Source organism: Nocardioides sp. YR527 (assembly GCF_900101045.1).
GTDB lineage: Bacteria > Actinomycetota > Actinomycetes > Propionibacteriales > Nocardioidaceae > Nocardioides.
Genome location: NZ_FNFN01000004.1, coordinates 69,534 through 94,748, shown reverse-complemented (window position 1 = coordinate 94,748; position 25,215 = coordinate 69,534). Strand labels below are relative to the sequence as shown.

General features: G+C 69.1%; 23 protein-coding genes and 1 tRNA gene. 7 read left to right on the top strand and 17 right to left on the bottom strand.

Features of this window, described 5'->3' with window-relative positions; all coding sequences use genetic code 11:
* Nucleotides 1-7: 7 nt before the first annotated feature.
* On the bottom strand, nt 8-1,348 hold the full coding sequence (locus BLT25_RS13140) for an ABC transporter permease subunit (RefSeq protein ID WP_091046522.1): 1,341 nt from the start codon (nt 1,346-1,348) through the stop codon (nt 8-10).
* A gap of 168 nt (nt 1,349-1,516) precedes the next feature.
* The gene (locus tag BLT25_RS13135; protein WP_091046519.1) at nt 1,517-2,146 is read right to left on the bottom strand and encodes an ANTAR domain-containing response regulator; all 630 of its coding nucleotides are present in this window, start codon (nt 2,144-2,146) and stop codon (nt 1,517-1,519) included.
* A gap of 72 nt (nt 2,147-2,218) precedes the next feature.
* Between BLT25_RS13135 and BLT25_RS13130 the strand changes: the two genes are divergently transcribed.
* Both BLT25_RS13130 and BLT25_RS30180 read left to right on the top strand, forming a co-directional pair.
* Nucleotides 2,219-2,304, top strand: a tRNA-Leu gene (locus BLT25_RS13130).
* A gap of 221 nt (nt 2,305-2,525) precedes the next feature.
* Nucleotides 2,526-2,687: a hypothetical protein gene (locus BLT25_RS30180; RefSeq protein ID WP_218131328.1), complete on the top strand. Its 162-nt coding sequence runs from the start codon at nt 2,526-2,528 to the stop codon at nt 2,685-2,687.
* Here BLT25_RS30180 and pyk read toward each other — a convergent pair.
* The 8 genes from pyk to trpC all read right to left on the bottom strand — a co-directional run bounded on the left by pyk (nt 2,684) and on the right by trpC (nt 15,261).
* Complete coding sequence (gene pyk, locus BLT25_RS13120) at nt 2,684-4,153, bottom strand: pyruvate kinase (protein ID WP_091046517.1); 1,470 nt, start codon at nt 4,151-4,153, stop codon at nt 2,684-2,686. The two genes, BLT25_RS30180 and pyk, sit on opposite strands and share 4 nt — an antisense overlap.
* Before the next feature lie 316 nt (nt 4,154-4,469).
* Entirely contained in the window at nt 4,470-5,936 is a 1,467-nt protein-coding gene (locus BLT25_RS13115) for a glutamate synthase subunit beta (RefSeq protein ID WP_091046515.1), read from the bottom strand.
* Nucleotides 5,937-6,004: 68 nt separating this feature from the next.
* A complete protein-coding gene (gene gltB, locus BLT25_RS13110) occupies nt 6,005-10,561 on the bottom strand; it encodes a glutamate synthase large subunit (protein WP_091046512.1) in 4,557 nt (1,518 codons plus the stop codon).
* 277 nt (nt 10,562-10,838) lie between these two features.
* Complete coding sequence (gene lgt / locus BLT25_RS13105; protein WP_256328578.1) at nt 10,839-11,798, bottom strand: prolipoprotein diacylglyceryl transferase; 960 nt, start codon at nt 11,796-11,798, stop codon at nt 10,839-10,841.
* Between the two features lie 28 nt (nt 11,799-11,826).
* Entirely contained in the window at nt 11,827-12,435 is a 609-nt protein-coding gene (locus tag BLT25_RS13100; protein WP_091046508.1) for an SCO family protein, read from the bottom strand.
* The gene (trpA, locus tag BLT25_RS13095) at nt 12,432-13,229 is read right to left on the bottom strand and encodes a tryptophan synthase subunit alpha (protein WP_091046506.1); all 798 of its coding nucleotides are present in this window, start codon (nt 13,227-13,229) and stop codon (nt 12,432-12,434) included. The genes BLT25_RS13100 and trpA overlap by 4 nt, the downstream gene beginning before the upstream one ends.
* Nucleotides 13,226-14,470, bottom strand: coding sequence for a tryptophan synthase subunit beta (trpB, locus tag BLT25_RS13090; protein ID WP_091046504.1), 1,245 nt, complete (start codon nt 14,468-14,470; stop codon nt 13,226-13,228). The genes trpA and trpB overlap by 4 nt, the downstream gene beginning before the upstream one ends.
* Before the next feature lie 8 nt (nt 14,471-14,478).
* The gene (gene trpC, locus BLT25_RS13085) at nt 14,479-15,261 is read right to left on the bottom strand and encodes an indole-3-glycerol phosphate synthase TrpC (protein ID WP_091046501.1); all 783 of its coding nucleotides are present in this window, start codon (nt 15,259-15,261) and stop codon (nt 14,479-14,481) included.
* Between the two features lie 147 nt (nt 15,262-15,408).
* On the opposite strand from trpC, the gene BLT25_RS13080 reads away from it, so the two are divergent.
* Nucleotides 15,409-15,744 (top strand): DUF4190 domain-containing protein, encoded by a 336-nt coding sequence (locus tag BLT25_RS13080; protein ID WP_091046500.1) that lies wholly within the window; start codon nt 15,409-15,411, stop codon nt 15,742-15,744.
* Nucleotides 15,745-15,807: 63 nt separating this feature from the next.
* Here the strand turns inward: BLT25_RS13080 and BLT25_RS13075 are convergent, their stop codons facing one another.
* The 3 genes from BLT25_RS13075 to hisI are packed head-to-tail and all read right to left on the bottom strand — an operon-like array spanning nt 15,808 to nt 16,954.
* Complete coding sequence (locus BLT25_RS13075; protein WP_091046498.1) at nt 15,808-16,008, bottom strand: HGxxPAAW family protein; 201 nt, start codon at nt 16,006-16,008, stop codon at nt 15,808-15,810.
* A 44-nt stretch (nt 16,009-16,052) separates the two neighbouring features.
* Complete coding sequence (locus BLT25_RS13070) at nt 16,053-16,601, bottom strand: Trp biosynthesis-associated membrane protein (protein ID WP_176883849.1); 549 nt, start codon at nt 16,599-16,601, stop codon at nt 16,053-16,055.
* A complete protein-coding gene (hisI, locus tag BLT25_RS13065; RefSeq protein WP_091046494.1) occupies nt 16,598-16,954 on the bottom strand; it encodes a phosphoribosyl-AMP cyclohydrolase in 357 nt (118 codons plus the stop codon). Before hisI ends, BLT25_RS13070 begins: the two co-directional genes overlap by 4 nt.
* A gap of 173 nt (nt 16,955-17,127) precedes the next feature.
* On the opposite strand from hisI, the gene BLT25_RS13060 reads away from it, so the two are divergent.
* Both BLT25_RS13060 and BLT25_RS13055 read left to right on the top strand, forming a co-directional pair.
* A complete protein-coding gene (locus BLT25_RS13060) occupies nt 17,128-17,385 on the top strand; it encodes a CD225/dispanin family protein (RefSeq protein WP_091046491.1) in 258 nt (85 codons plus the stop codon).
* Nucleotides 17,382-17,798, top strand: coding sequence for a DUF2752 domain-containing protein (locus BLT25_RS13055; protein WP_143033738.1), 417 nt, complete (start codon nt 17,382-17,384; stop codon nt 17,796-17,798). The genes BLT25_RS13060 and BLT25_RS13055 overlap by 4 nt, the downstream gene beginning before the upstream one ends.
* 11 nt (nt 17,799-17,809) lie before the next feature.
* On the opposite strand, the gene BLT25_RS13050 is transcribed toward BLT25_RS13055, so the two are convergent.
* Together BLT25_RS13050 and BLT25_RS13045 are read right to left on the bottom strand one after the other, a co-directional pair.
* Nucleotides 17,810-19,627 carry an ABC transporter ATP-binding protein gene (locus BLT25_RS13050; protein WP_091046487.1) on the bottom strand — a complete coding sequence of 606 codons (1,818 nt, stop codon included), beginning with the start codon at nt 19,625-19,627 and terminating at the stop codon, nt 17,810-17,812.
* The gene (locus BLT25_RS13045) at nt 19,624-21,408 is read right to left on the bottom strand and encodes an ABC transporter ATP-binding protein (RefSeq protein ID WP_091046484.1); all 1,785 of its coding nucleotides are present in this window, start codon (nt 21,406-21,408) and stop codon (nt 19,624-19,626) included. Before BLT25_RS13045 ends, BLT25_RS13050 begins: the two co-directional genes overlap by 4 nt.
* 87 nt (nt 21,409-21,495) lie before the next feature.
* On the opposite strand from BLT25_RS13045, the gene BLT25_RS13040 reads away from it, so the two are divergent.
* Together BLT25_RS13040 and BLT25_RS13035 are read left to right on the top strand one after the other, a co-directional pair.
* On the top strand, nt 21,496-22,119 hold the full coding sequence (locus BLT25_RS13040; protein WP_176883848.1) for a TIGR03085 family metal-binding protein: 624 nt from the start codon (nt 21,496-21,498) through the stop codon (nt 22,117-22,119).
* A 94-nt stretch (nt 22,120-22,213) separates the two neighbouring features.
* On the top strand, nt 22,214-23,641 hold the full coding sequence (locus BLT25_RS13035; RefSeq protein WP_091046482.1) for a YncE family protein: 1,428 nt from the start codon (nt 22,214-22,216) through the stop codon (nt 23,639-23,641).
* A 19-nt stretch (nt 23,642-23,660) separates the two neighbouring features.
* Here BLT25_RS13035 and hisF read toward each other — a convergent pair whose 3' ends face one another.
* Together hisF and priA are read right to left on the bottom strand one after the other, a co-directional pair.
* On the bottom strand, nt 23,661-24,422 hold the full coding sequence (hisF, locus tag BLT25_RS13030) for an imidazole glycerol phosphate synthase subunit HisF (protein WP_091046480.1): 762 nt from the start codon (nt 24,420-24,422) through the stop codon (nt 23,661-23,663).
* Complete coding sequence (gene priA / locus BLT25_RS13025) at nt 24,419-25,168, bottom strand: bifunctional 1-(5-phosphoribosyl)-5-((5-phosphoribosylamino)methylideneamino)imidazole-4-carboxamide isomerase/phosphoribosylanthranilate isomerase PriA (RefSeq protein ID WP_091046477.1); 750 nt, start codon at nt 25,166-25,168, stop codon at nt 24,419-24,421. Before priA ends, hisF begins: the two co-directional genes overlap by 4 nt.
* Between the last annotated feature and the right edge of the window lie 47 nt (nt 25,169-25,215).

Sequence of the window (25,215 nt, the reverse complement as noted above, 5' to 3'; positions counted from 1 at the left end):
GTCTCTCCTACCCGAGCCGCTCTTTGCGACCCAGGATGCCCTGGGGCCGTACCAGCAGGATCACGATCATGATCAGCAGCGGGCCGATCTCCTTGATCGAGGTGGGTACGCCGAACAGCGGCCCGAGCTCGTAGACGAGCCCGATCACCAGCGAGCCGACGAGAGCACCCCAGATCGTGCCGAGACCACCGAGGGTGACCGCGGCGAGGATGACCAGCAGGATCCGCATGCCCATGAAGGCGTTGACCTGCAGCTGCATCGCGTAGAGCACACCGGACAGCGCGGTCAGCGCTCCACCGATGACCCACGCGTTGGTGATGACGCCGTCGACCCGCAGGCCCGAGGAGGCGGCCAGTGCCGGGTTGTCCGAGACCGCACGCATCGCCTTGCCCATCCGGCTCTTGGCCAGCCACAGGCAGACCGCGGTGATGGTGACGATCGAGATGAGCACGATGATCGCCTCGCGGTCGGCGAGCGAGAGCCACAGGTAGTACCAGTGCTGCTCGCGCTGCTGGCCGTTGTACTGCGACAGCGACCGCGTCGAGGAGCCGTAGAAGTACTGGAACAGGTAGCGCAGGAAGATCGCCAGGCCGATCGAGACGATCATCATCGCGATCAGGCCGGTGCCGCGCCGGCGCAACGGACCCCACAGGATCTTCTCCTGCGCGAAGCCACCCAGGCCACCGAGAAGGACCGCGATGATGCCGGCGAGGAGCACCGAGACCGAGGCCAGGGCACCGGTCTTGAAGACCTGGTCGAAGGTCCAGGCCATCAGCGCACCGAAGGTGAGCATCTCACCGTGGGCGAAGTTGGACAGGCCGGTCGTGCCGAAGATCAGCGAGAACCCGAGGGCGGCCAGGCACAGGACCAGGGAGAAGACGATGCCCGCACGCAGGTTCTGGGCGAGGTCCTTGCCGAAGTTCGACTCCTCACCGGCGGTGACCCCGATCGGGAAGATCGCCCGGTTGTTGGGTCCCTGGAAACGTACCTGGACCGTTGCCTCGCCCTTGGTGTTCTCGTCGAGGACCGTCCCTTCGGGGAGCGTCTTCTCGTCGAGGGTCACGGTGTACTTCCCGAGCTCATCGACGACGATGATCGCCACACCCTTGTCGTCGGTGACGCCCTCGCCGGCCTTCTCGCCGTCCTTGCTGACCTCGAGGGTCACTCCCGGGATCGGTTTCGGATTGCCTTCGGCATCCTTGTTGGCCTCGTCCTGAAGCGTCACCTGGATCGCGGTGGCGTCCGGCGGTGGGGTCTCGGTTGCCTGTGCGGCACCCGGGCTCCCAACCAACAGCACCATCAGCGCACCGATGAGCGCGACGAGGACTCTGTAGAGCCGCTTGCGCACGTGGGTACTCCTGCCTGTGTGTCCTAAAAGACGGGTCCTGACACCAGCTGAATACGCTGGTCAGCCGGATCCGCGCGGGCAGTCTAGGCCGACATCACCCACGAACAAGCCACAGGTTGACCCTCATCAGAGACCGCAACCGATCTGTGACGTGCCGTTTACACGGATTCAGGTACGCGGGCCGCTCACGCCGTGCTCGATAACGCCCTCGGCGACCTGGCGCATCGAGAGTCGCAGGTCCATCGCGGTCTTCTGGATCCACCGGAAAGCCTCGGGCTCGCTCAGCGTGAGACCCTCCTGCAGGATGCCCTTGGCCCGGTCGACCGCCTTGCGGGTCTCCAGCCGGTCGGTCAGACCGGCGACCTCCCGCTCGAGCTGGGCGAGCTCTTGGAAACGGCTCACCGCCAGCTCGATCGCGGGCACCAGGTCGGTGATGTTGAACGGCTTGACGAGGTAGGCCATCGCACCCGCGTCGCGGGCCCGCTCGACCAGGTCGCGCTGGGAGAACGCGGTCAGCATGACCACCGGGGCGATCCGGTCGCGCGCGATCGCCTCCGCAGCGGCGATCCCGTCGAGCACCGGCATCTTCACGTCGAGGATCACCAGGTCGGGTCTGTGCTCGGTGGCGAGCTCGATCGCGGCCTTGCCGTCGCCCGCCTCGCCGACGACGTGGTAGCCCTCCTCGGTGAGCATCTCCTTGAGGTCCATCCTGATCAGGACCTCGTCCTCCGCGATGACGACGGTACGCCGCGCCTGGCTCTCCGGGGTGCTGCTGGGGTTGCTCTCCGTCACGAGCACAGACTAGGCCATCGAAGGTACGTCCCGGTGCAGTGATTCCGCCCACGGTCCGGTAGATTTTCTTCCGATCCAGCCGGATTGGCGGAACGGCATACGCGGCGGTCTCAAACACCGCTGCCCGAAAGGGCTTGTGGGTTCGAATCCCACATCCGGCACCAAGATTGTCGGTGGTCGCGCGCATGATGCTCGCATGCCGCACGTACGTCCTCAGTCGGTCGTCGATGGCGCCGGCTCTACCAACGTCGCGGGATCGTCCGAGGCCAGACCCATCTCGCGCCGCCATGTCCACGATGCGACGGAGCGGACCTTGACGAGGCGGCGTACGCAGAGCTTCGTGGCTGGTATCTCGGGGACGGACACATCAGCGAAGGCCGCCGCAGTGTGTTCAATCTGCACATCCTCCGACGACATCCGCGGTCTGTGCACCTGGGCACTCGACCTGGTCGGGATCCCATGGCGTCAGTCCAGCTGGAAGACGATCAGCGCCTCGCGCCGCGAGGCGGTCGCGGCGCTCGAGGCGCTGATCGGACCGAAGACCTAAGCCTTGCGCTCGTAGGCGGGCGCGACCTCGTTGATCGCGTCGCCGATGCGGTGGATGCGCAGGGCGTTGGTGGAGCCGGGGATGCCGGGAGGCGAGCCGGCGATGATGACGACGAGCTCGCCCTCCTCGACGCGACCGAGCTTGAGCAGGTTCTCGTCGACCTGGCGGACCATCTCGTCGGTGTGCTCGACCTCGTCGGTGCGGAAGGTCTCGGTGCCCCAGCTGAGCGCGAGCTGGCTGCGTACGGCATCGGAGGGGGTGAAGGCGAGCAACGGGATCGCGCCGCGCAGCCGCGAGAGGCGGCGGGCGGAGTCGCCGGAGGTGGTGAAGGCGACCAGGTATTTCGCACCGACCCGGTCGGCGACCTCGGCGGCGGCCTTGGCGATGACGCCGGAGCGGGTGTGCGGGTCCCAGTCGATGCGGGTGAGCTCGGCGGCGGCGGAGCTGTCCCGGGAGAGGGCGTGGCGCTCGGTGGCGGCGATGATGCGGGCCATCGTCTCGACGGTGTGGATCGGATACTCCCCCACGCTCGTCTCGGCGGAGAGCATCACCGCGTCGGCGCCGTCGAGGACGGCGTTGGCGACGTCGTTGGCCTCGGCGCGGGTGGGCGCCGGGTTGGAGATCATCGAGTCGAGCATCTGGGTGGCGACGATGACCGGCTTGGCGTTGAGGCGGGCCAGCTCGATGATCCGCTTCTGCAGGAACGGCACCTCCTCGAGCGGGCACTCCACACCGAGGTCACCACGGGCCACCATGAACATGTCGAAGGCGGCGATGACCTCGTCGAGGTTGTCGATCGCCTGCGGCTTCTCGATCTTGGCGATGACCGGGACGACGCGCCCCTCCTCGTCCATGATCTTGCGGACGTCCTCGTAGTCCTTCGCGTTGCGCACGAAGCTGAGCGCGATCATGTCGACGCCGAGCCTGAGCGCGAACCGGAGGTCCTCCTCGTCCTTCTCGGACAGGGCCGGCACGGAGACGGCGACGCCGGGCAGGTTGATGCCCTTGTTGTTCGAGACCGGCCCGCCGACCAGCACCTCGGTGTGGACGTCGGTGTCGTCGACCGCGGTGACCCGCAGGCGCAGCTTGCCGTCGTCGATCAGGATCGGGTCGCCGACCTTCACGTCACCGGGAAGCCCCTTGTAGGTCGTCCCGCAGATCTCGTCGTCACCCTGCACATCGCGCGTGGTGATCGTCCAGGCCTGGCCGCGACGCAGGGTCGCGGAGCCTTCCTTGAACCGCTCCAGGCGGATCTTGGGCCCCTGCAGATCAGCGAAGATGCCGACGCTGTGACCGCTCGCAGCGGCCGCCTCGCGCACCAGCGCGTAGTTGCCGGAGTGGTCGTCGTGGGACCCATGGCTCATGTTCATCCGGGCCACGTCCATGCCTGCGTAGACGAGCTCGCGGATGCGACGCTCCGTCCCGACGGCGGGTCCCAGGGTGCAGACGATCTTCGCTCTTCTCACGGGAGCCCAGACTACCCCTCTGGAACGTTCAAACCAGCACCCGGCCGCGTCCTGATCAGGCCGTTCATCCAAGGTTTGCGCCGTGGTCCGGGTCAGATGCGGTCACTCCGCGCTGGGCCCGGCGTGAGGTCGCCGTCGGCTAGCCTCCCGCCGCACGCTCGGGCAATGGACGTGTGCCACAAACTCCGCGCCACAAGTGTGTACGAACACCGTCGGATCCTACGATCCGATGGCTGAGACCCGACTGGCCCGACACCTCCGGGATGGAGGTGCCGGGCCAGTGGTCGGCACGCCGTTGTGCCTCAGCCTGTAGGCCTCAGACCATCAGCTGCCGGTCCGTCGGGCGGATCGGCGCGGGCAGGTTGGTCGAGCCGGTGAGGAAGGTGTCGACGGCGGCCGCGGCGGCGCGACCCTCGGCGATCGCCCACACGATCAGCGACTGTCCGCGACCCGCGTCACCGGCGACGTACACGCCGGGGACGGAGGTGGCGAAGGAGTCGTCGCGGGCGACGTTGCCGCGAGCGTCGTACTCCACACCCAGCTGGGTGAGGAGGCCGTCCTTCTCCGGGCCGGTGAAGCCCATCGCCAGCAGCACCAGGTCGGCGGGGATCTCCTTCTCGGTCCCCTCCTTCTCGGTGAGCTTGCCGTCGATGAACTCGACCTCGACGAGCTTCAGAGCGCGTACGCGGCCGTCCTCGGTGCCGAGGAACTCCTTGGTGGAGACGGCGTAGACCCGCTCGCCACCCTCCTCGTGCGCGGAGGCGACCCGGTAGGTCATCGGGTAGGTCGGCCACGGCTGAGCGTCGGGGCGCTCCTCCGGCGGACGCGGCATGATCTCGAGCTGGGTGATCGACTCGGCGCCCTGGCGGATCGCGGTGCCGAGGCAGTCGGCGCCGGTGTCACCGCCACCGATGATGACCACGTGCTTGCCCTCGGCCAGGATCTGGTCCTCCACGGCCTCGCCGATCGAGGACCGGTTGGACTGGGGCAGGTACTCCATCGCCTGGTGGATCCCGGCGAGCTCGCGCCCGGGGACCGGCAGGTCGCGGCCGACGGTCGAGCCGTTGGCCAGCACGATGGCGTCGTAGCGGTCCCGGAGCTGCGCGCCGGTGATGTCGGTGCCGACGTCGACGCCCGGGCGGAAGACCGTGCCCTCGCGGCGCATCTGCGCCAGGCGCTGGTCGACCTGCGACTTCTCCATCTTGAACTCGGGGATGCCGTAGCGAAGCAGCCCGCCGATCTTGTCGGCCCGCTCGTAGACGGCCACGGTGTGGCCCGAGCGGGTGAGCTGCTGGGCGGCAGCCAGGCCAGCGGGGCCGGAGCCGATGACGGCGACCGCCTTGCCGGAGAGCCACTCGGGCGGCTGCGGCTTGACGTGGCCCGCGTCCCAGGCCTTGTCGATGATCGCGACCTCGATGTTCTTGATGGTCACCGCGGGCTGGTTGATGCCCAGCACGCAGGCGGCCTCGCACGGAGCCGGGCAGAGGCGACCGGTGAACTCGGGGAAGTTGTTGGTCGCGTGCAGGCGCTCCGAGGCACCCTCCCAGTCGTTGCGCCAGACCAGGTCGTTCCACTCGGGGATGATGTTGCCGAGCGGGCAACCCTGGTGGCAGAACGGGATGCCGCAGTCCATGCAGCGCGAGGCCTGGGTGTTGATGATCGGCAGCAGAGCCTTGCCGATCTTGCCCGGGTAGACCTCGTGCCAGTCCTTGACCCGCTCATCGACAGGACGACGGGTCGCGACCTCGCGACCGTTCTTCAAAAAGCCCTTGGGGTCAGCCACAGTAGGCCTCCTTCTTCACCTCAGCAGGGTCAGCCATGCTGTGTTGGATGTTCATGGACTTCGCAAGCTCATCCATGAAGTACCTCCATAATCCGAGCGGCTGCCTCGTCCTCGTCGAGACCCTCCTCGAGGGCCTCCTCCTGGGCTTCGAGCACGCGCTTGTAGTCACTGGGCATGACCTGCGTGAAGCGGGTCAGTGAGTTCGGCCAGTCGGCCAGGAGCGCCTCGGCGACGGCCGAGCCGGTCTCCTCGAGATGGTCGCGGACCAGCTGCTCGAGCTCGGCGGCGTACTTCTCCTCCACCGCGGTGGCATCGTCCAGCTCGCTGTTGAGGCGCTGCTCCTCGAAGTCGAGGACCCAGGCGACCCCACCGGACATGCCGGCTGCGAAGTTGCGCCCGGTCGGGCCGAGCACGACGACACGACCGCCGGTCATGTATTCGCAGCCGTGGTCGCCGACACCTTCGGTGACGATGCTGGCGCCGGAGTTGCGGACCGCGGCCCGCTCCCCCACGCCACCGCGGATGTGGATCCGTCCGCTGGTGGCGCCGTAGGCCAGCGTGTTGCCGGCGATGATGTGCTCCTCGGCCTTGAACCCGGCCGTACGCTCCGGGCGGATGACCACCCGGCCGCCGGAGAGGCCCTTGCCGACGTAGTCGTTGGCGTCGCCCTCCAGGCGCAGCGTCAGGCCGCGCGGGATGAACGCGCCGAAGGACTGGCCCGCCGACCCGGTGAAGGTGATGTCGATCGTGCCCTCGGGCAGGCCCTCACCGCGGTAGCGCTTGGTGATCTCGTGACCGAGGATCGTGCCGACGGTGCGGTTGACGTTGCGGATCGGCAGCTGGGCGCGTACGGGCTCGCCGCGCTCGAGCGCCGGGGCCGCGAGCGGCACCAGCTCGTTGATGTCGAGCGACTTCTCCAGACCGTGGTCCTGGCCCTTGGTGTTGAAGAGGGCCTGGTCGGCGAACTGCTGCGGCGACTCCACGCGGGTGAAGATCGGCGAGAGGTCGAGCCCGGAGGCCTTCCAGTGGTCGATCGCGTCGCGGGCGTCGAGCGCCTCGGCGTGGCCGACGGCCTCGTCGATGCTCCGGAAGCCGAGCTCGGCGAGGAGCTCGCGGACCTCCTCGGCGATGTAGCGCATGAAGTTGACGACGTACTCCGCCTTGCCGGTGAACCGCTCGCGCAGGACCGGGTTCTGGGTGGCGACGCCGACCGGGCAGGTGTCGAGGTGGCACACGCGCATCATCACGCAGCCGGAGACGACCAGCGGCGCGGTGGCGAAGCCGAACTCCTCCGCACCGAGCAGCGCGGCGATGACCACGTCACGGCCGGTCTTGAGCTGACCGTCGGTCTGCACCACGATCCGGTCGCGCAGGCCGTTGAGGAGCAGCGTCTGCTGCGCCTCGGCGAGGCCGAGCTCCCAGGGACCGCCGGCGTGCTTGAGCGAGGTCAGCGGGGAGGCACCGGTGCCTCCGTCGTGACCGGAGATCAGGACCACGTCGGCGTGGGCCTTGGAGACACCCGCGGCGACGGTGCCGACACCGACCTCGGCCACGAGCTTCACGTGGACACGAGCGCTCGGGTTGGCGTTCTTGAGGTCGTGGATCAGCTGAGCCAGGTCCTCGATGGAGTAGATGTCGTGGTGCGGCGGCGGTGAGATGAGGCCCACGCCCGGCGTCGAGTGACGCGTCTTGGCCACCCATGGGTAGACCTTGTGGCCGGGCAGCTGGCCGCCCTCACCGGGCTTGGCGCCCTGGGCCATCTTGATCTGGATGTCGTCTGCGTTGGTGAGGTATTCGCTGGTGACACCGAAGCGTCCCGAGGCCACCTGCTTGATCGACGAGCGTCGCTCGGGGTCGTAGAGGCGCTCGGGGTCCTCCCCGCCCTCGCCGGTGTTGGACTTGCCGCCGAGGATGTTCATCGCGATTGCGAGCGTCTCGTGAGCCTCCTTGGAGATCGAGCCGTACGACATCGCGCCGGTCGAGAAGCGCTTGACGATCGCCTCGACGGGCTCGACCTCGTCGATCGAGATCTTCTGGCGGCCCAGCTCCTCGGCGCCCTTGAGCTTGAAGAGTCCGCGCAGGGTCATCAGTCGCTCGGACTGCTCGTTGACGCGGTCGGTGTACTGCTTGAAGACGTCGTAGCGGCCGCTGCGGGTGGCGTGCTGGAGCCGGAAGACCGTCTCCGGGTCGAACAGGTGCGGCTCGCCCTCGCGGCGCCACTGGTACTCGCCACCGATGGGCAGCGCACGGTGGGCGTTGGCGACGCCGTCGCGCGGGTAGGCGGTGGCGTGTCGCTTCGCGACCTCCTCGGCGATCACGTCGAGGCCGATGCCGCCGAGCTTGGAGGTGGTGCCGGTGAAGTAGCGCTCCACGACCTCCTTCGAGAGGCCGACGGCCTCGAAGATCTGCGCGCCGGTGTAGGAGGCGACCGTGGAGACGCCGATCTTCGACATCACCTTGAGGACACCCTTGCCGAGCGCCTTGATCGTGTTGGCCATCGCCTTCTCGGCATCGGCCTTCACGTAGTAGCCCTCGTAGGCGAGGTCCTCGACGGACTCCACCGCCAGGTAGGGGTTGACCGCGGCGGCGCCGTAGCCGATCAGCAGGGCGACGTGGTGGACCTCGCGTACGTCTCCGGCCTCGATCAGCAGGCCGACCTGCGAGCGGGTGCGCTCGCGGACCAGGTGGTGGTGGACGGCGCCGGTGAGCAGCAGCGACGGGATCGGCGCCATCTCCTGGGTGGAGTGGCGGTCGGAGAGGACGATGATGCGAGCGCCGTCCTCGATCGCCTGGGAGACCTCGGCGGAGATCTCGTCCAGGCGCGCCTGCAGAGCCTCGGCTCCTCCGTCGACCTCGTAGAGGCCACGGACGATGTGGACCTCGAAGCCCGGCATGTCGCCGTCACGGTTGATGTGACGGATCTTGGCCAGGTCGTCGTTGGAGATGACCGGGAACGGCAGCACGATCTGGCGACACGAGGCCGGCCCCGGGTTGAGCAGGTTGGACTCGGCGCCGATGGTGCCGTTGAGGCTGGTGACCAGCTCCTCGCGGATCGCGTCCAGCGGCGGGTTGGTGACCTGGGCGAAGAGCTGGGCGAAGTAGTCGAACAGCATCCGCGGCTTGTCGCTCAACGCCGCGATCGGGCTGTCGGTGCCCATCGAGCCGATCGGCTCGGCGCCGGTGTTGGCCATCGGCGCGAGCAGGATCCGAAGCTCCTCCTCGGTGTAGCCGAAGACCTGCTGGCGGCGGGTCACGCTCGCGTGGGTGTGGACGATGTGCTCACGCTCGGGGATGTCCTCGAGGCGTACGAGACCGGCGTGGAGCCACTCGTCGTAGGGGTGCTCGGCGGCGAGCTCGGACTTGATCTCGTCGTCCTCGATGATGCGGTGCTCCGCGGTGTCGACGAGGAACATCTTGCCCGGCTGGACCCGGCCCTTGCGGACCACGGTGGCGGGGTCGATGTCGTCGAGCACACCGGCCTCGGAGCCGAGCACGACCAGGCCGTCCTCGGTGACCCAGTAACGGGAGGGGCGCAGACCGTTGCGGTCGAGGACCGCGCCGATCTGGGTGCCGTCGGTGAACACGACGCTCGCCGGACCGTCCCAGGGCTCCATCAGCGAGGAGTGGAACTCGTAGAACGCCTTGCGGGCGGAGTCCATCTCCTCGTGCTTCTCCCACGCCTCCGGGATCATCATCAGCATGGCGTGCGGCAGGCTGCGGCCGGCCAGGTGGAGGAGCTCGAGGACCTCGTCGAAGGAGGCCGAGTCGGAGGCGCCTTCGGTGCAGATCGGGAAGAGCCGCTCGAGGTCGCCGGGGATCAGCTCGGACTCGAGCAGCGACTCGCGCGCCTTCATCCAGTTGCGGTTGCCCATCACGGTGTTGATCTCGCCGTTGTGGGCGATGAACCGGAACGGGTGGCTCAGCGGCCAGCTCGGGAACGTGTTCGTCGAGAACCGGCTGTGGACGACGGCGATCGCGGAGGCGACGCGCTCGTCGACCAGGTCGGGGAACACCTCGGCCAGCTGGGGCGTGGTGAGCATGCCCTTGTAGACGATGGTGCGGCTCGACAGCGACGGGAAGTAGACGTCGGTCTCCTTCTCCGCGCGCTTGCGCAGGCAGAAGGCGAGCCGCTCCAGGGCCAGGCCGGTCACGCGCTGCTTGCCGCCGGCGACGAAGAGCTGGCGGAAGGTCGGCATGACCGCCTTGGCGGTGGCGCCGAGGGAGTCGGGGTTGACCGGTACGTCGCGCCAGCCGAGGACGTCGAGGCCCTCCTCGGTCGCAATGTCCTCGACCAGCTTGATGGTGCGCTCGACCTGGTCGACATCGCCCGGGATGAAGGCGGTGCCGACGGCGTAGGCACGCTCGGCCGGTAGGTCGAAGTCGACGACCTCACGCAGGAAGGCATCGGGGACCTGGAGCAGGATCCCGGCGCCGTCGCCAGAGTTGGTCTCGGCGCCGGCGGCGCCGCGGTGGTCGAGATTCACCAGGGCACGGATGCCCTGCTTCACGATGTCGTGGCTGGCGACGCCGGTCAGTGTTGCGACCATGGCGACGCCGCAGGCGTCCTTCTCGAACCTAGGGTCGTAGAGGCCCTGGGGGGATGGATACGAGTGCTCGTACGGCACCGGGATCTCCCGTCTGTCCGGGCTCAGGCACGCACCGACCGACGCAGCCCGATAGCCCCGGATTTCCGACTCTGCTTCGAGTCGGGTCCGGAGTGAGGGATGTCTGCGACGAGTGCGCGCGCCCTTGCGGGGATGAAACTGGCAATCTGCAGGGGACAGCGTTGGCCCGCGCGAGTGCGGCTAGGTTACCACTGTGTCACGCGTAGGTTGCGAACGAGGGTCGATCGGCGGACACCCTCCCGGCAGGCGCTACGTTGCGCCTAAAATCTGCTCCTGATCAGGCCTTTGTCGAGGATTCCTCGTCGCCGGTCCCGTTCTCGGCTGCGTCGCCGTCGGTGTCGCTCGCGGGCTCGTTCTCGATGTCGTTCTCGGTGTCGTCGACGTCGTTCGCCGGGGCCTTGGCAGGATCGCTGTAGACCTCCTCCTCGACACTACCCCGGCCGGTGACGGTGGCGTACGTCCACCACGCTGCCGCCAGGACGAACAGGATGATCGACATCCACTCGCTCCAGCGCAGACCGAGCACGTTGACCAGCTGCACGTTGTCGATGCGCAGGGTCTCGATCATGCCGCGGCCCAGGCAGTAGGCCATCACGTAGAGAGCGACGACGCGGCCACCACCCAGACGCAGCTTCTTCTGCAGGTAGACGATCACGAAGAAGGCGAGGATGTCCCAGCAGAACTCGTAGAGGAAGGTCGGGTGGAACGTGGTGCCGACCGGGAACTGGCTGGGACCGTCGGGGAAGCGCGAGGGATCGATCTCCAGACCCCAGGGCAGGTCGGTGGGCCTGCCGAAGAGCTCCTGGTTGAACCAGTTGCCCCAGCGGCCGATGCCCATCGCGAGCAGGCAGGTCGGGGCGATGGTGTCCAGCAGCGGGATGATCTTGATGCCCTTGGTCTTCGCGCCGATGATCGCGCCCACGGCGCCGAGCGCGATCGCGCCCCACACACCGAGCCCGCCGCGCCAGATGTAGAGCGCCTCGATCGGGCTGCCGCCGTCGCCGAAGTAGAGCTGCCAGTCGGTCATGACGTGGTAGATCCGGCCGCCGACCAGACCGAACGGCACCGCCCACAGCGCGATGTCCTGGATGTCCCCGGCCCGTCCGCCGCGGGCCTGCCAGCGCCGCTCGGAGACCCAGACGGCGACGATGATGCCGAGGATGATCGCGAAGGCGTAGCCGCGCAACGGGACCGGCCCGAGCCAGAGCACACCTTCGGCCGGGCTGGGGATGGACATCGGGAGGATCATGCGGGGCCCTTCTTGGCTACTTCTGAGTGAGAAGGCGGTGGATGTCGTCGGCGAACTGCTTGGGAGAGGTGTTCATCGACCACACCACGCTGGCCTGTCCCTGGGAGACGGCCGAGACATGGGTGTCGTGGACCCCGAGATCGTAGCCCCCACTGGGTAGCCGGTCGGCCTCCCCCATGTAGAGCCGCATCGACTCGGCCAGGGTGACGACGTCCTTCATGTCACCGGTCAGGCCGATGAAGTCCTCGTCGTAGCGGTCCAGGTACTTGCGCAGAACCTTCTGCGAGTCACGCGCGGGGTCGGTGGTGACGAACACGACCTCGACCTTGTCCCGGTCCGCGTCGTCGAGGCGGGTCAGTGCCGCGGTCAGGCTCGACATCACCAGCGGGCACTCGTCAGGGCAGCTGGTGTAGCCGTAGAAGACCAGCGTCAGCGGCTTGTCGGCATCGGTGGCCAGCGAGAACGGCTCGCCCTCGGTGTCGGTCAGCGCGGTGTCGGAGAGCTGGTAGGGAGTGTGCTCCTGGCCGGTCATCGCCGAGGCCGGCGCCTGGCCGGTGCCGGCAGCACCGCAGCCGGTGAGCACTGCGACGAGGACGAGCAGGACAGGAAGAGCCAGGAACCTCAACGCGAGCGGACTCCCGCGGCCAGGTCCTCGGTCAGGCTCGCCAGCGCCTTGAGCGCCGCCTGCTCGTCGGAGCGGTTGTCCAGCAGCGTACGCACGAAGGCGGAGCCGACGATGACCCCGTCGGCGTAGGCAGCCATCTCGGCGGCCTGGGCACCGTTGCTGACCCCGAGGCCGACGCCGACGGGCAGGTCCGTGGTCTGTTTCGTCCGGGCGACCAGCGGTGCGGCCAGGTCGGAGGTCTTGGCGCGGGCGCCGGTGACGCCCATGACCGCGGTGGCGTAGACGAAGCCGCGGCAGGCGGCCGTGGTCATCGCGATCCGCTCGTCGGTGCTGCTCGGCGCGACCAGGAAGACCTTGTCGAGGTCACGGGCATCGGCGGCCTCGATCCACTCCGGCGCGAAGTCCGGGGTGATGTCGGGCGTGATCAGCCCCGCGCCGCCCGCGTCCTGCAGCTGCTGGGCGAAGCGGTCCACGCCGCGGCGCTCGATCGGGTTCCAGCTGGTCATCACCAGGGTCGGCACCCCGGTCGCGGCCACGGCCTCGACGACGCGGAACACGTCGTCGACACGTACGCCGCCGTCGAGCGACTGCTGCACGGCATCCTGGATGGTGGGGCCGTCCATGACCGGGTCGGAGTAGGGCAGCCCGATCTCGATGATGTCGCAGCCGGCCTCGACCATCGTGGTCAGCGCCTCGATCGAACCGTCGACCGTGGGAAAGCCCGCCGGGAGGTAGCCGACCAGGGCGGCGCGGCCCTCGGCCTTCGCCTTCTCGAACGCAACCGACGTACTCACTTCTCGTCTCCCAACCCGAAATACTCGATGGCCGTGCCCATGTCCTTGTCGCCGCGACCGGACAGGTTGATCAGGATCGTGGCGCCCTCGCCGTGGCGCTCCTTGATCTGCGGAGCGATCTTGATGGCACCGGCGATCGCGTGGGCCGACTCGATCGCCGGGATGATGCCCTCGCTGCGCGAGAGCAGCGCGAAGGCGTCCATCGCCTCCTTGTCGGTGACCGAGGTGTAGGAGGCGCGGCCGGACTTGGCCAGCCAGGCGTGCTGCGGGCCGACCCCGGGGTAGTCGAGACCGGCGGAGATCGAGTGGGACTCGATGGTCTGGCCGTCCTCGTCCTGGAGCACGTAGGTGCGGGCGCCGTGGAGCACGCCCGGGTCGTTGGCCTGGATGGTCGCGGCGTGGCGACCGGTCTCGAAGCCGTCTCCCCCGGCCTCGAAGCCGTGGATCTCGACGTCCTCGTCGTCCAGGAACGCGGTGAAGAGACCGATGGCGTTCGAGCCACCTCCGACCGCGGCGAGAACGGCGTTCGGGAGGCCGCCGAACTGCTCGAGGGACTGCGCCCGGGCCTCGTCGCCGATGCCGCGCACGATGTCCCGGACCAGCGTCGGGAACGGGTGGGGCCCGGCGGCGGTGCCGAACAGGTAGGCGGTGTGGTCGACGCTGGCGACCCAGTCGCGCAGCGCCTCGTTGATCGCGTCCTTGAGGGTGCCGCTGCCGGAGGGCACCGGAACGACCTCGGCACCGAGCAGCCGCATCCGGGCCACGTTGAGCGCCTGGCGGTCGGTGTCGACCTTGCCCATGTAGACGGTGCAGTCGAGACCGAAGTAGGCGGCCGCGGTCGCGGAGGCCACCCCGTGCTGGCCCGCGCCGGTCTCGGCGATGACCCGGGTCTTGCCCATCCGCTTGGTCAGCAGCGCCTGGCCGAGGACGTTGCGGATCTTGTGGGCGCCGGTGTGGTTGAGGTCCTCGCGCTTGAGGAGGACGCGGCAGCCGAGCTGCTCGGAGAGCCTCGTGGCGTGGTAGAGCGGGCTCGGCAGGTTGGCGTAGTCGCGCAGGATCGCGTCGAACTCGGCCACGAACTCCGGGTCGGCCTTCGCCTTCTGCCAGGCGTCGTCGAGCTCGATGAGCGCCTTCATCAGCGCCTCGGGCATGAAGCGGCCGCCGAATCCCTCGGCCTCGCCGCCGAACCAGCCGAACTCGTCGGCGTCGTAGCTCGTCGTCTCGTGGATGTGAGTTGTCATGGCTGGTCCTAGCCTTGGATTCCGGTGAACTCGGCGACCGTGCCTTGCGGGTCGCCATGCTTGACCAGCGCCTCGCCGACCAGGACCGCGCGGGCCCCTTCAACGACGTGGCGCTTGACGTCGGTGGCGGTGAAGATGCCCGACTCGGCGACCTTCACCCGGTCCTCGGGGATGAGCCGCGCGAGCCGTCCGAAGACGTCCTGGTCGATCTCCAGGGTCTTCAGGTTGCGGGCGTTGACGCCGATCAGCTCGGCACCGAGGTCGACCGCCCGGGCGACCTCGGCCTCGTCGTGAGTCTCGACCAGCACGGTCAGCCCGAGCTCACGAGCCTGGTCGTAGAGGCTGCGCAGCGTGTCGTCGTCCAGCGCGGCCACGATCAGCAGCGCCAGGTCGGCGCCGGCCGCCCGGGCCTCCAGCAGCTGGTAGGGCTCGACGATGAAGTCCTTGCGCAGCACCGGGGTGTCGACGGCCGCGCGGACGGCGCGCAGGTCGGCGAGGGAACCGCCGAAGCGGCGCTCCTCGGTGAGCACCGAGATCGCGGCGGCACCGCCGGCGGCGTACTTCTGGGCCAGCTCGGCCGGGTCCGGGATGTCGGCCAGGGCACCCTTGGAAGGGCTCTTCCGCTTCACCTCGGCGATCACGCTGCTGCCCGGCGCACGGAAGTGCGGCATCGGGTCGCGAGGCGCGTCGACGTCGGCGAGCCGGGCCCGCAGATCCGCCTCGGACACCGTCGCCTGGCGCTGCGCCAGGTCCAGACGTACGCCGTCGATGATCTTTTCGAGCACCGACATGTTTAAACCTCTCGTTTCCGGGTAAGACCCACGTGCAAAGCCTCTCACCCGAACCGTGACACGCCCGATTTGGCGCCACAGTGCGGGCGGGAAACGTTAAGTTTCTCCCATCTCAACCCAACTCGCCTGACTTTGGAGGTCAGACACATGAGCTACGGAACTCCGCCGCCGCCGCCCCCGTACGGTTCGCCGGCACCCGGGCAGCCCGGCCAGCCTGCGGGCAACAACAAGAAGGCGATCTGGGCACTTGTCCTCGGCATTCTCGGTTGTGTCTGCTGTGGTTTCTTCACCGGTATCCCGGCGATCATCCTCGGCAAGATGGCCCAGAACGAGATCGACGCCTCCGGCGGCGCGCAGAGCGGGCGTGGCATGGCCACCGCCGGTTTCATCCTCGGCATCGTCGCGGTCGTCTTCGGCATCATCGGGATCATCCTGAACCTGTCCGGTGCGCTCGACTTCAGCGGCAGCGCCACCACCTACTGAGCCCGGCTCAGAAATCAGCGAGGCCCCCGGCGGATCCGCCGGGGGCCTCGCTGTCTCACAGGCTCAGTGTGACTCGACGTTGAAGCCGAGCTTGGAGAGCACGATGAAGAGCAGGCCGCCCACGACGGTGACGGCGACGCCGATCCAGAAGACGAACCAGCTGATCGGGTCGAGCATCATGGCGACGCTGCCGATGAGGAAGCCGAGGAGACCGACCGCGACTGCGATCCAGGCTGCCGGGGTGTTGCCGTGGCTGGCGGACATGCGATGACTCCTCTACGAGTTCTTTGTGCTTGGCTGCAGTGTATTCATTGGTCGCCCGTTGTCGGGTCCCGACCCTCGTCCAACGACTTCCAGACATCGATCGTGGACTGCTCCTCCAGCGGCTTCTGCTCCGGCGACGCTGCCGCCGGGGCGTCGTACCGGCGTCCCATCTCGGGCCACGAAGGAGCAAGGCGTACGGCCGCGACGGCCGCCGCGACGGTCAGGACCGCGCCGAGCAGCGCGAGGTAGGGCCAGGGGGTGGTGGCGTGTTCGGTCTCACCCCACACGACCTCGGAGTCGATCGCCCGGCCGAGCGCGTCGATCCCGGCATGGCCGAAGAAGGTGACGATCACGCCGATCCCGGCCAGGCCCGCGAGGGCGGCCACCAGGCGACGTACGAGGCCACGGGTGACCAGGACCACGCCCCAGGCGGCGAGGGCGACCAGGGCCAGGCCCGTGGTGGCCGGGGAGTCGTTGAGGTCGGTCGGCATCTGGGCGGGGGCGGTCACCTTCACCCACTCGTTGGAACCTGCCCAGGCGGCCAGAGCCGCTCCGGCGAGACCGGCGGTGACGGTCGGTCCGAAGGTCTTCACGAGATCAGGCCGGCGTCGAAGCAGGTGTGGTCGCCGGTGTGGCAGGCCGGGCCCTCCTGGTCGACCTTGAGCAGGATCGTGTCGCCGTCGCAGTCGAGGCGGACCTCCTTGACGTACTGGTGGTGGCCGGAGGTCTCCCCCTTCACCCAGTACTCCTGCCGGCTGCGGGACCAGTAGGTCGCCCGGCCCGTGGCGAGCGTGCGCGCCAAGGCCTCGTCGTCCATGTAGCCGAGCATCAGCACCTCGCCGGTGTCATGCTGCTGCGCCACCGCGGGCACCAGCCCGTCGGGGTTGCGCTTGAGCCGGTCTGCGATGGCGGGGTCCAGTCCCTCGCTCGTGGGTCCAGTAGTCACGGCTCCAGTATCCCGCTGGGCAACAGTACGGACACAACTGGCATGTCGCGGCGATATTCCGGGGCTGCCGAAGCACCGGGCTGGCACACTCGCCCGGTCATCTGGGCCGGTCTCGGTACGGCCCTGTCAGCCGACCCCACAGGTCGACTATTCAAACTGGAGAACACCGCACCATGGCTAACCCCACCCCGCAGCCGGCACCGGCGAAGCAGACCGACACCGGCGCCCTCGTGATCGGCATCCTGGTCACGATCTTCTGCTGCCTGCCCTTCGGCATCGTCTCGATCGTCAAGGCCGTCCAGGGCGACGCCGCGGGCGCCAAGAAGTGGGGCATCATCGGTGCCGTCACCGGCGTCGTCGTGATCGTCATCTACATCATCGCCTCGGTCGTCCTCGGCCTCGGCATGGCCGCCCAGTCGGGGACCATGTGACCACACCCTCACGGGTGCGCGCGGGGCTCGTCCCACTGGCCGTCGTGGCCGGAGGGGCGGGCCTCGCGGCCGTCTTCACCACTTCTCCCGGGCTCGTCGCCTACGTTCCGCCCTGCCCGATCCACGCCCTCACGGGCATCGACTGCCCCGGCTGCGGGATGACCCGCGGCACGATGTCGCTCCTCTCGGGCGACCTCGTCGGCGCGATCGGCCACAACGCGCTGATGTTCCTGCTCGGGCTGCCGCTGCTCGGGCTACTCTGGTTCTTCTGGCTCCGCGACCGCGTCGGCGGCCGCCCCGCCCCCGGCTGGGCCCGTTCCCGCGCCGCGCTCTACACCTGGCTGGCGCTGACCGTCGTCTTCACGGTCGTCCGCAACCTCCCCTGGGCGCCGTTCACCGCTCTCGCGGCCTGAGACCGCTTCGCTCAGCTGCCCTGTTGGGCGACCCAGGAGGCATGCAGGCGGGCGTAGGTGGATCCTGCCTGGGCCACCAGCTCGCTGTGCGGTCCGCGCTGGGCGAGGTGACCGGCATCGACGACGATCACCTCGTCGGCGGCCTCGGCGGTGGAGAGGCGGTGGGCGATGGTGACCGAGGTGCGTCCGCTCATCAGGCGCTCCAGCGCCCGGTTGATCCGCATCTCCAGGCGCGGGTCGACGGCGGAGGTGGCCTCGTCGAGTACCAGCAGGTCAGGGTCGGCGAGCTGGGCGCGCAACAGCGCCACGAGCTGGCGCTCCCCCGCCGAGAGCGACTCGCCGCGCTGCCCGACGCTCGTGCGTACGCCATCGGGGAGACCGGCGAGCCAGTCGCCCAGGCCGAGCACCCGGGCAGCCTCCTCGATCTCCTCGTCGGTCGCGTCCAGCCGGCCGTAACGGACGTTGTCGGCCAGCGTGGAGTCGAAGAGGAAGCCCTCCTGCGGGACGAGGACGACGCTGGTGCGCAGCGAGGCGTTGCCGATCTCGCGTACATCGACGCCGTCGAGGCGCACCCTGCCCTCGGTCACGTCCATCACCCGGGTGAGCAGCTTCGCGATCGTCGACTTCCCCGACCCGGTCTCGCCGACCACGGCGACCCGGCGGCCAGGGGCGATCTCGAAGGAGATGTCGTGGAGGACCGGACGGCCGCCGGGGTAGGCGAAGGTGACCGCGTCGAACTCGATCGAGAGCGGGCCTCGGGGCAGAGCCGTGCCCGCGGCGCCCGGGTCGACGAGGTCCGCGGGCGTGTCCAGGATCCCGATCGTGCGCCGCCAGGAGGCGATCGCGTTCTGCGCGTCGGTGAGGATCTGCGTACCCATCTGCACGGGACCCACGAAGAGCGTCACCAGGAACGCGAAGGCCAGGATCTCGCCGACGGTCAGTGCGCCGCCGGTGCCCCGGTAGGCGAGCGCCAGCAGGACGCCGCCGACGATCACGCCGGCGTTGGCGAGGCCGCCCGAGAGGCCACCGAGGCTGAAGAAGACCGAGGTGTAGGCCTGCGCCTTGATCTGGGCGGCGCTGGTCGCATCGATCTCGCGGTCGATGCGCTCCTGGGTGCGGTCCTCGACCGCGTACGCCTTCACCACGGCTGCGCCGACGACCGGCTCGGAGACGGCGGAGAGCATCTTGGCGACCTGGCGGCGGGAGAGGGTGTAGGCCGCGGACAGCTTGCGCTGGAAGAACCGCAGGCTCAGGAAGAGCGGGCCGAAGCAGAGCCAGACCAGGATCGCGAGCTGCCAGGAGTAGATCACCATCACGACGGTGGCGATCAGCATCTGCCCGATGCTGACGATGAAGAGCAGACCGCCGAAGACGATGAACTGGCTGACCTGGTCGACGTCGCTGGTCACCCGTGAGACCAGCGCCCCGCGGTGTTCGGTCGACTGGGTGAGCATCGGCAGGTCGTGGACGTGCCGGAAGGCTTTCGTACGCAGCGTCGCCAGGCCCCGCTCGGCGGCGGTGAAGAGCCGGCTCGTCATCAGGAACGACGCCACGCCCGTGACGGCGATGGCGACCACCGCGATGAGACCGGCGCGCAGGACGTAGCCGAGGTCGGGGCCGTCCGGACCGCTCAGGCCGTTGTCGAGGGTCTGCTGGACGACGACAGGAACGACGACCTGCCCGACGCTCGCGATCACGGCCAGCGCGAAGGTGCCGCGGATGCCCTCGACCAGCTCCGGGGAGTGCTTGATGCCCCGGCGGATGGTCTCGATCGCGCCGAGCTCCTCGCCGCTGTCGACCCGGGTCTGGGGTTCTAGGGTCGCCGTCACTGGATGGCCTCCGGGGTCTCGTAGGCGTTCACCAGGCGGGCGTAGGACTCATCGCGAGCGAGCAGCTCGGTGTGGGTGCCGCGGTCGCGGATGCGGCCGTCCTCGAGGTGCACGACCTCGTCGGCGAGCGCGATCGTGGCCTTGCGGTAGGCGACCACGACGAGGCTGGTGTCACCGCCTCCGTCACGCAGCGCGGCGAGGATGCGCTGCTCGACCTCGGGGTCGACCGCGGAAGTGGCGTCGTCGAGGATCAGGAGTCGTGGGCGGCGTACGAGTGCCCTTGCCAGCGCCAGGCGCTGGCGCTGCCCACCGGAGAGGCTCGCACCGCGCTCGCCGAGGGTGGTGTCGAGGCCGTTGGGCAGTGCGGTGACGAAGCCGTCGGCCTGAGCCGCCTTGAGCGCTGACCAGACCTCGTCGTCGGTGAGGTCTGCGCCGAGGGTGACGTTGCCGCGTACGGAGTCGTCGAAGACGAAGGCCGTCTGCGGCACCAGCGCCGCGACCCGGGCCCACTCCCCCACGTCCAGGTCGCGCAGGTCGGTGCCGTCCAGGGTGATCCGGCCGGACTCCGGGTCGACGAGCCGCGCGAGCAGCATGGTCAGGGTGCTCTTGCCGGCGGCCGTCTCGCCGACGATCGCGACTGTACGCCCCGGCTCGACCTCGAAGTCGACGCCGTCGAGAAGCGGCGGACCGTCGGCGTAGGCGTAGGCGACGCCGTCGACCCGGACGCGAGCGCCGGCCGGTTCGCGGCTGGTCTTCGCGGTGCCGTAGGCCAGGCGTCCGGTCGCGTCCAGGACCCGCTGGACCCGCCGGTAGCCGACCACGCTGCGCGGGAACTCCCCCAGAAGCCAGCCGAAGGAACGGATCGGGAAGGCGACGATGGTGAGCAGGAAGGCGATCTGGACGACGTCACCGGGCGCGGCGGATCCGCTGGATACGCGGCCGACGCCGACGGCCAGGACGGCGAGGACCCCGACGTTGGGCAGCGCGGCCAGGATCGGGTCGAAGGCGGCGCGGAGGCGGCCGGCGCGGATGTTGACGTCGCGCAGCTCCTGGGCCTTGTCCTGGAAGCGGGTGGTCTCCTCCGCCTCGCGGCCCAGGGTCTTGACGACCAGGGCGCCGTCGAAGGACTCGTGGGCGATCCCGGAGAGCTCCGCGCGCAGCTGCTGGGCGCGGGTCATCAGCGGCGAGGAGAAGCGCTGGAAGACCAGGTTGGCGACGACGACCGCTGGAAAGACGAGGATCGCGACCGAGGCCAGGACGACGTCGGTCCAGAACATCTGCCCGATCGCGATCACCATCATCGCGAGGGTGCCGACGGCCATCGGCAGCGGCGCGATCGGCGCCCAGGACGCCTCGACGTCGGAGTTGGCGTTGGAGAGCAGCTGGCCGGTCGGGTGCCGGTGGTGCCAGGCGAGGGGAAGCGCCAGGTACTGCCGGGTGACCGCGCGGCGCGAATGGGCCTGCATGCGGTACTGCATCACCCCGGCGCCGAGCCGCCGTGCCACCACCCCGACGGCCCGCAGGATCGCGACGCCGACGAAGAGCCCCACCACGGCCCACAGCCAGCCGGCGCCGATCTCGCCGTCGCGCAGCGCCGGCACCAGCACGTGGTCGGTGGACCAGCCCAGCACCCAGGCGTCGGCGACGGTCAGCGCACCGAAGAGCGCGGAACCGAGGGTCGAGAGCGTGAAGACCGCCCACTCGCGCCGGATCGCGACTCCGAGAACCTTGAACCCGTCGGTCGTCGTGGCCCGCTGGGGTATCAGATCCTCGTCGCTCATCTCGAGGTAAAGCCTAGGTCAGCGCCGTTCCTGCGACGAATTTTTTTGGAACCACCCAGCGCCCGACGGCTCGATAGAGTGCAAGCCGTGGCTTCCTTCGCGCGCTCCGAGCGCATCGCCCTGTGCGACACCGCCGTCTCTCTCGGGCCGACGGCCCCCACGCTCTGCGAAGGCTGGGAGGTCAAGGACCTGCTGGTGCACCTGCTCGTCCGCGAGCGCCGCCCCTGGGCAGCGGCGGGCAACTTCCTCACACCGCTCGCGCCCGTGCTGAGGAAGGCGGAGGCCGCCTACGCCGCCCAGCCGCTCGAGGCTCTCGCCGACCGCCTCCGCGACCCGAAGGGCACCCCGTTCGCGCTCGGACCGATCGACAAGGCGGTCAACACCGTGGAGTTCTTCGTCCACCACGAGGACCTCCGCCGCGCCCAGCCGGGCTGGGCGCCGCGTACGCTCCCCGCGGCTGCCGAGCGCGAGCTCTGGCGCACCCTGAAGCTGTTCGGCAGGAGCCTGGTCCGGTCCGCCGACACCCCGCTCGTGGTCAGCAACGGCACCGACACCGCCACCCTCCGGGCCGGCGAGGAGCCGGTCACCATCACCGGCCCCGTCAGCGAGCTTCTGCTCTTCTGCTTCGGGCGTCACCAGGTGCGGGGGCTCTCCTTCGACGGGCCGGCCGAGCAGATCACGCTGTTGGAGAACGCGAGCCTCGGCTTCTGACCACGCCGACCCACCACGCCACGTACTGCCCGTAACCTCCCCGGGTCTCGAGACGTTGTGTCTCAGATAACCGAATCCCCCAGGAGGTCCCGCGATGCGTCGTGCGGCAGCAGTCACCGTCGCCATGCTCTTCGTCTTCTCGCTCACCGCAGCCGCGCCGGCGATCAGCGCGAGCGCGACCCCGGAGCTGCGGGACGTGATGGTCGTGGGCAACAACTGGGACGGGACGGCCTCGATCGTCGACGCCCGCAGCCTCGAGGTGCTGCGCAAGGACATCGACCTGGTGCCCGACAAGAAGCAGGAGATCGCCGAGATCCACCAGGATCCCGAGCGGCTGGCGATGTACTACCTGGTCCGCTACGGCCCCGGTGAGGGCAACGACCAGCTCGTGGACGACATGTTCACCACCCGGGACGGCAAGCTGCTGGCGGTCTCGCGGCCCAGCCTCGCCGACGTGGTCTGGATCGACATCGAGAAGGCGCTCGCGGGCGCGCCGGACTCCGTCGTGGTCGAGCAGCAGATGGACGGCCACCGCACCGACCACATGGGCCTCTCCCCCGACGGCACCAAGCTGCTGGTCTCGGACTCGACCTCGCGCTCGGTGCACGAGTACTGGATGGGCGGTGCGGGCGACCCGCGGACGGGTGAGCGGCTGCGTACGTTCGAGTCGGGCGAGACGCCCCACGAGAACAACTACTCCGAGGACGGCTCGCGCATCTTCCACGCCTCCATCGGCCGCGTCTACCTGCCCGGCGACCAGAAGGAGATCTCCCTCGAATCGCTGCCGCTGATCAACCTCGACCAGCTCGGACTCGGCACCATCCCCGGCACCGACCTGCTCCCGCCGATCAAGATCGGCCCGATCCACGACGCGATCAAGGGCGACCGCTGGTTCGAGATCGTCGAGGAGGCCTCGTTCGGGATCGAGAAGCGCTGGGAGATGGGCAAGGAGCTGGAGGAGGCCGGCTACCCCTCGATCTCCTCAGCCGTACGCCCCATGGCGGTCGCGCCCGGCGAACGGTTCATCTACTTCCAGATGTCGTTCCTGCACGGCATCGTCGAGTTCGACACCCAGGCCGCCGACATCGACGGGAAGGTCGGCTACTCCACCGGCGCCTTCGAGGAGCCCCGCACCGGCGCCGTCACCCGCGTCATCCAGCTTCCCAAGCACACCCAGCTGCCCCGCGAGCTCTACGTCAACGACTCCGCCCACCACGGTCTCTCGATCGACTCCAAGGGCGAGACCCTGTGCGCGGCGGGCACGATGGACGACTACGTCGCGATGGTCGACCGCTCCAGCGGCGAGCACACCATCCTCGACGAGGAGACCACCGGCCACTACTACGGCAAGCCCTACTGGACCACCGAAGGCCTCGGCAACACCTGCTGGGCATCACTCTCGGGCGCCGACGCGGTCGCCGTGATCGACTTCCGCACCGGCGAGGAGCTCGCCTACCTCGACGTCGGCAACCACCCCCAGCGCGTACGCCACGGGCAGATCCCGAGCTCGCTGCTGAGCTAGCGGGCGGCGCCCGGGGGCGTCAGCGAACGGGCGCGCCGGCGCCGGAGAGCGCCTGCTTGACCTCGCCGATCCGCACCTTGCCGAAGTGGAAGATGGTGGCCGCCAGGACGGCATCCGCGCCGGCGTCGACCGCGGGCGGGAAGTGGTCGGCCCTGCCGGCGCCACCGGAGGCGATGACCGGGACGGTGACCTCGCTGCGTACGGCCTTGATCAGGTCGATGTCGAAGCCGTCCTCGGTGCCGTCGGCGTCCATGGCGTTGAGCAGGATCTCACCGGCACCGAGCTCGACGGCCCTCGCCGCCCACTCGATCGCATCCAACCCGGCGGACTTGCGGCCGCCGTGGGTCGTGACTTCGAAACCGGAGTCGGTCCCCGGCGCCCGGCGGGCGTCGACGGAGAGCACGAGCACCTGGTTGCCGAACCGGTCGGCGATCTCGGCGATCAGCTCGGGGCGGTCGATGGCCGCGGTGTTGACCGCGATCTTGTCCGCACCGGCACGAAGCATCCGGTCCACGTCGTCGACGCTGCGGATGCCGCCGCCGACCGTGAGCGGGATGAAGACCTGCTCGGCGGTGCGGGTGACGATCTCGAGCGTGGTCGCCCGCCCCTCATGCGAGGCGGAGATGTCGAGGAAGGTGAGCTCGTCGGCGCCTTCCTTGTCGTACGTCGCGGCCAGCTCCACCGGGTCGCCGGCGTCGCGAAGCTCCTTGAAGTTGATCCCCTTGACGACGCGACCTGCGTCGACGTCGAGGCAGGGGATGACGCGTACGGCCAAGGTCATGACTGGTCCCCGCGCGGTCGCCCCAGGGTGAGGTCGAGTGCCTCGGCGAGGTTCAACGAGCCGGTGTAGAGCGCCGTCCCGGCGATCGCACCCTCCACGCCGACCTCGACCAGGCCCATCAGCGCCTCGATGTCGTCGATCGTGGTCACTCCCCCGCTCGCCACGACCGGTCGGTCGGTGGCCTCGCAGACCGCGCGGAGCAGGTCGAGGTTGGGGCCCTGGAGCATGCCGTCCTTGTTGACGTCGGTGACGACGTAGCGCGCGCAGCCCTCGGAGTCGAGGCGAGCGAGGGTCTCGTAGAGGTCGCCGCCGTCCTTGGTCCAGCCGCGCGCGGCGAGGGTTCGGCCGCGTACGTCCAGGCCCACCGCGACCCGGTCGCCGTACTCCGCGATCGCGGCACGGGTCCACTCCGGGTTCTCGAGCGCGGCGGTGCCGATGTTGACGCGACGGCAGCCGGTCGCCATCGCGGCCGCGAGGGACTCGTCGTCGCGGATCCCGCCGCTCATCTCGACCTTGATGTCGAGCTTGCCGACGATCCCGGCGAGGATCTCGCGGTTGTTGCCGTGGCCGAACGCCGCGTCGAGGTCGACCAGATGGATCCACTCGGCGCCGGTCTCCTGCCACCTCAGCGCGGCCTCGAACGGATCTCCGAACCGCTTCTCCGACCCGTCCACGCCCTGGACCAGCTGCACCGCCTGCCCGCCCTTCACGTCGACGGCCGGCAGGAGCTCGAGGTAGTCACCCATGGGGACGATCCTATGTTCTGTACGCCGCCACTCCTGCCCCGCCGTCC

Bases quoted from the DNA above. Each gene is read 5' to 3' on its own strand.
- priA (WP_091046477.1), bottom strand. From the start codon at position 25,168: ATGGGTGACTACCTCGAGCTCCTGCCGGCCGTCGACGTGAAGGGCGGG.
- BLT25_RS13060 (WP_091046491.1), top strand. From the start codon at position 17,128: ATGGCTAACCCCACCCCGCAGCCGGCACCGGCGAAGCAGACCGACACC.
- BLT25_RS13075 (WP_091046498.1), bottom strand. From the start codon at position 16,008: ATGTCCGCCAGCCACGGCAACACCCCGGCAGCCTGGATCGCAGTCGCG.
- BLT25_RS13080 (WP_091046500.1), top strand. From the start codon at position 15,409: ATGAGCTACGGAACTCCGCCGCCGCCGCCCCCGTACGGTTCGCCGGCA.
- BLT25_RS13045 (WP_091046484.1), bottom strand. From the start codon at position 21,408: ATGAGCGACGAGGATCTGATACCCCAGCGGGCCACGACGACCGACGGG.
- trpC (WP_091046501.1), bottom strand. From the start codon at position 15,261: ATGTCGGTGCTCGAAAAGATCATCGACGGCGTACGTCTGGACCTGGCG.
- BLT25_RS13035 (WP_091046482.1), top strand. From the start codon at position 22,214: ATGCGTCGTGCGGCAGCAGTCACCGTCGCCATGCTCTTCGTCTTCTCG.
- hisF (WP_091046480.1), bottom strand. From the start codon at position 24,422: ATGACCTTGGCCGTACGCGTCATCCCCTGCCTCGACGTCGACGCAGGT.
- lgt (WP_256328578.1), bottom strand. From the start codon at position 11,798: ATGTCCATCCCCAGCCCGGCCGAAGGTGTGCTCTGGCTCGGGCCGGTC.
- trpB (WP_091046504.1), bottom strand. From the start codon at position 14,470: ATGACAACTCACATCCACGAGACGACGAGCTACGACGCCGACGAGTTC.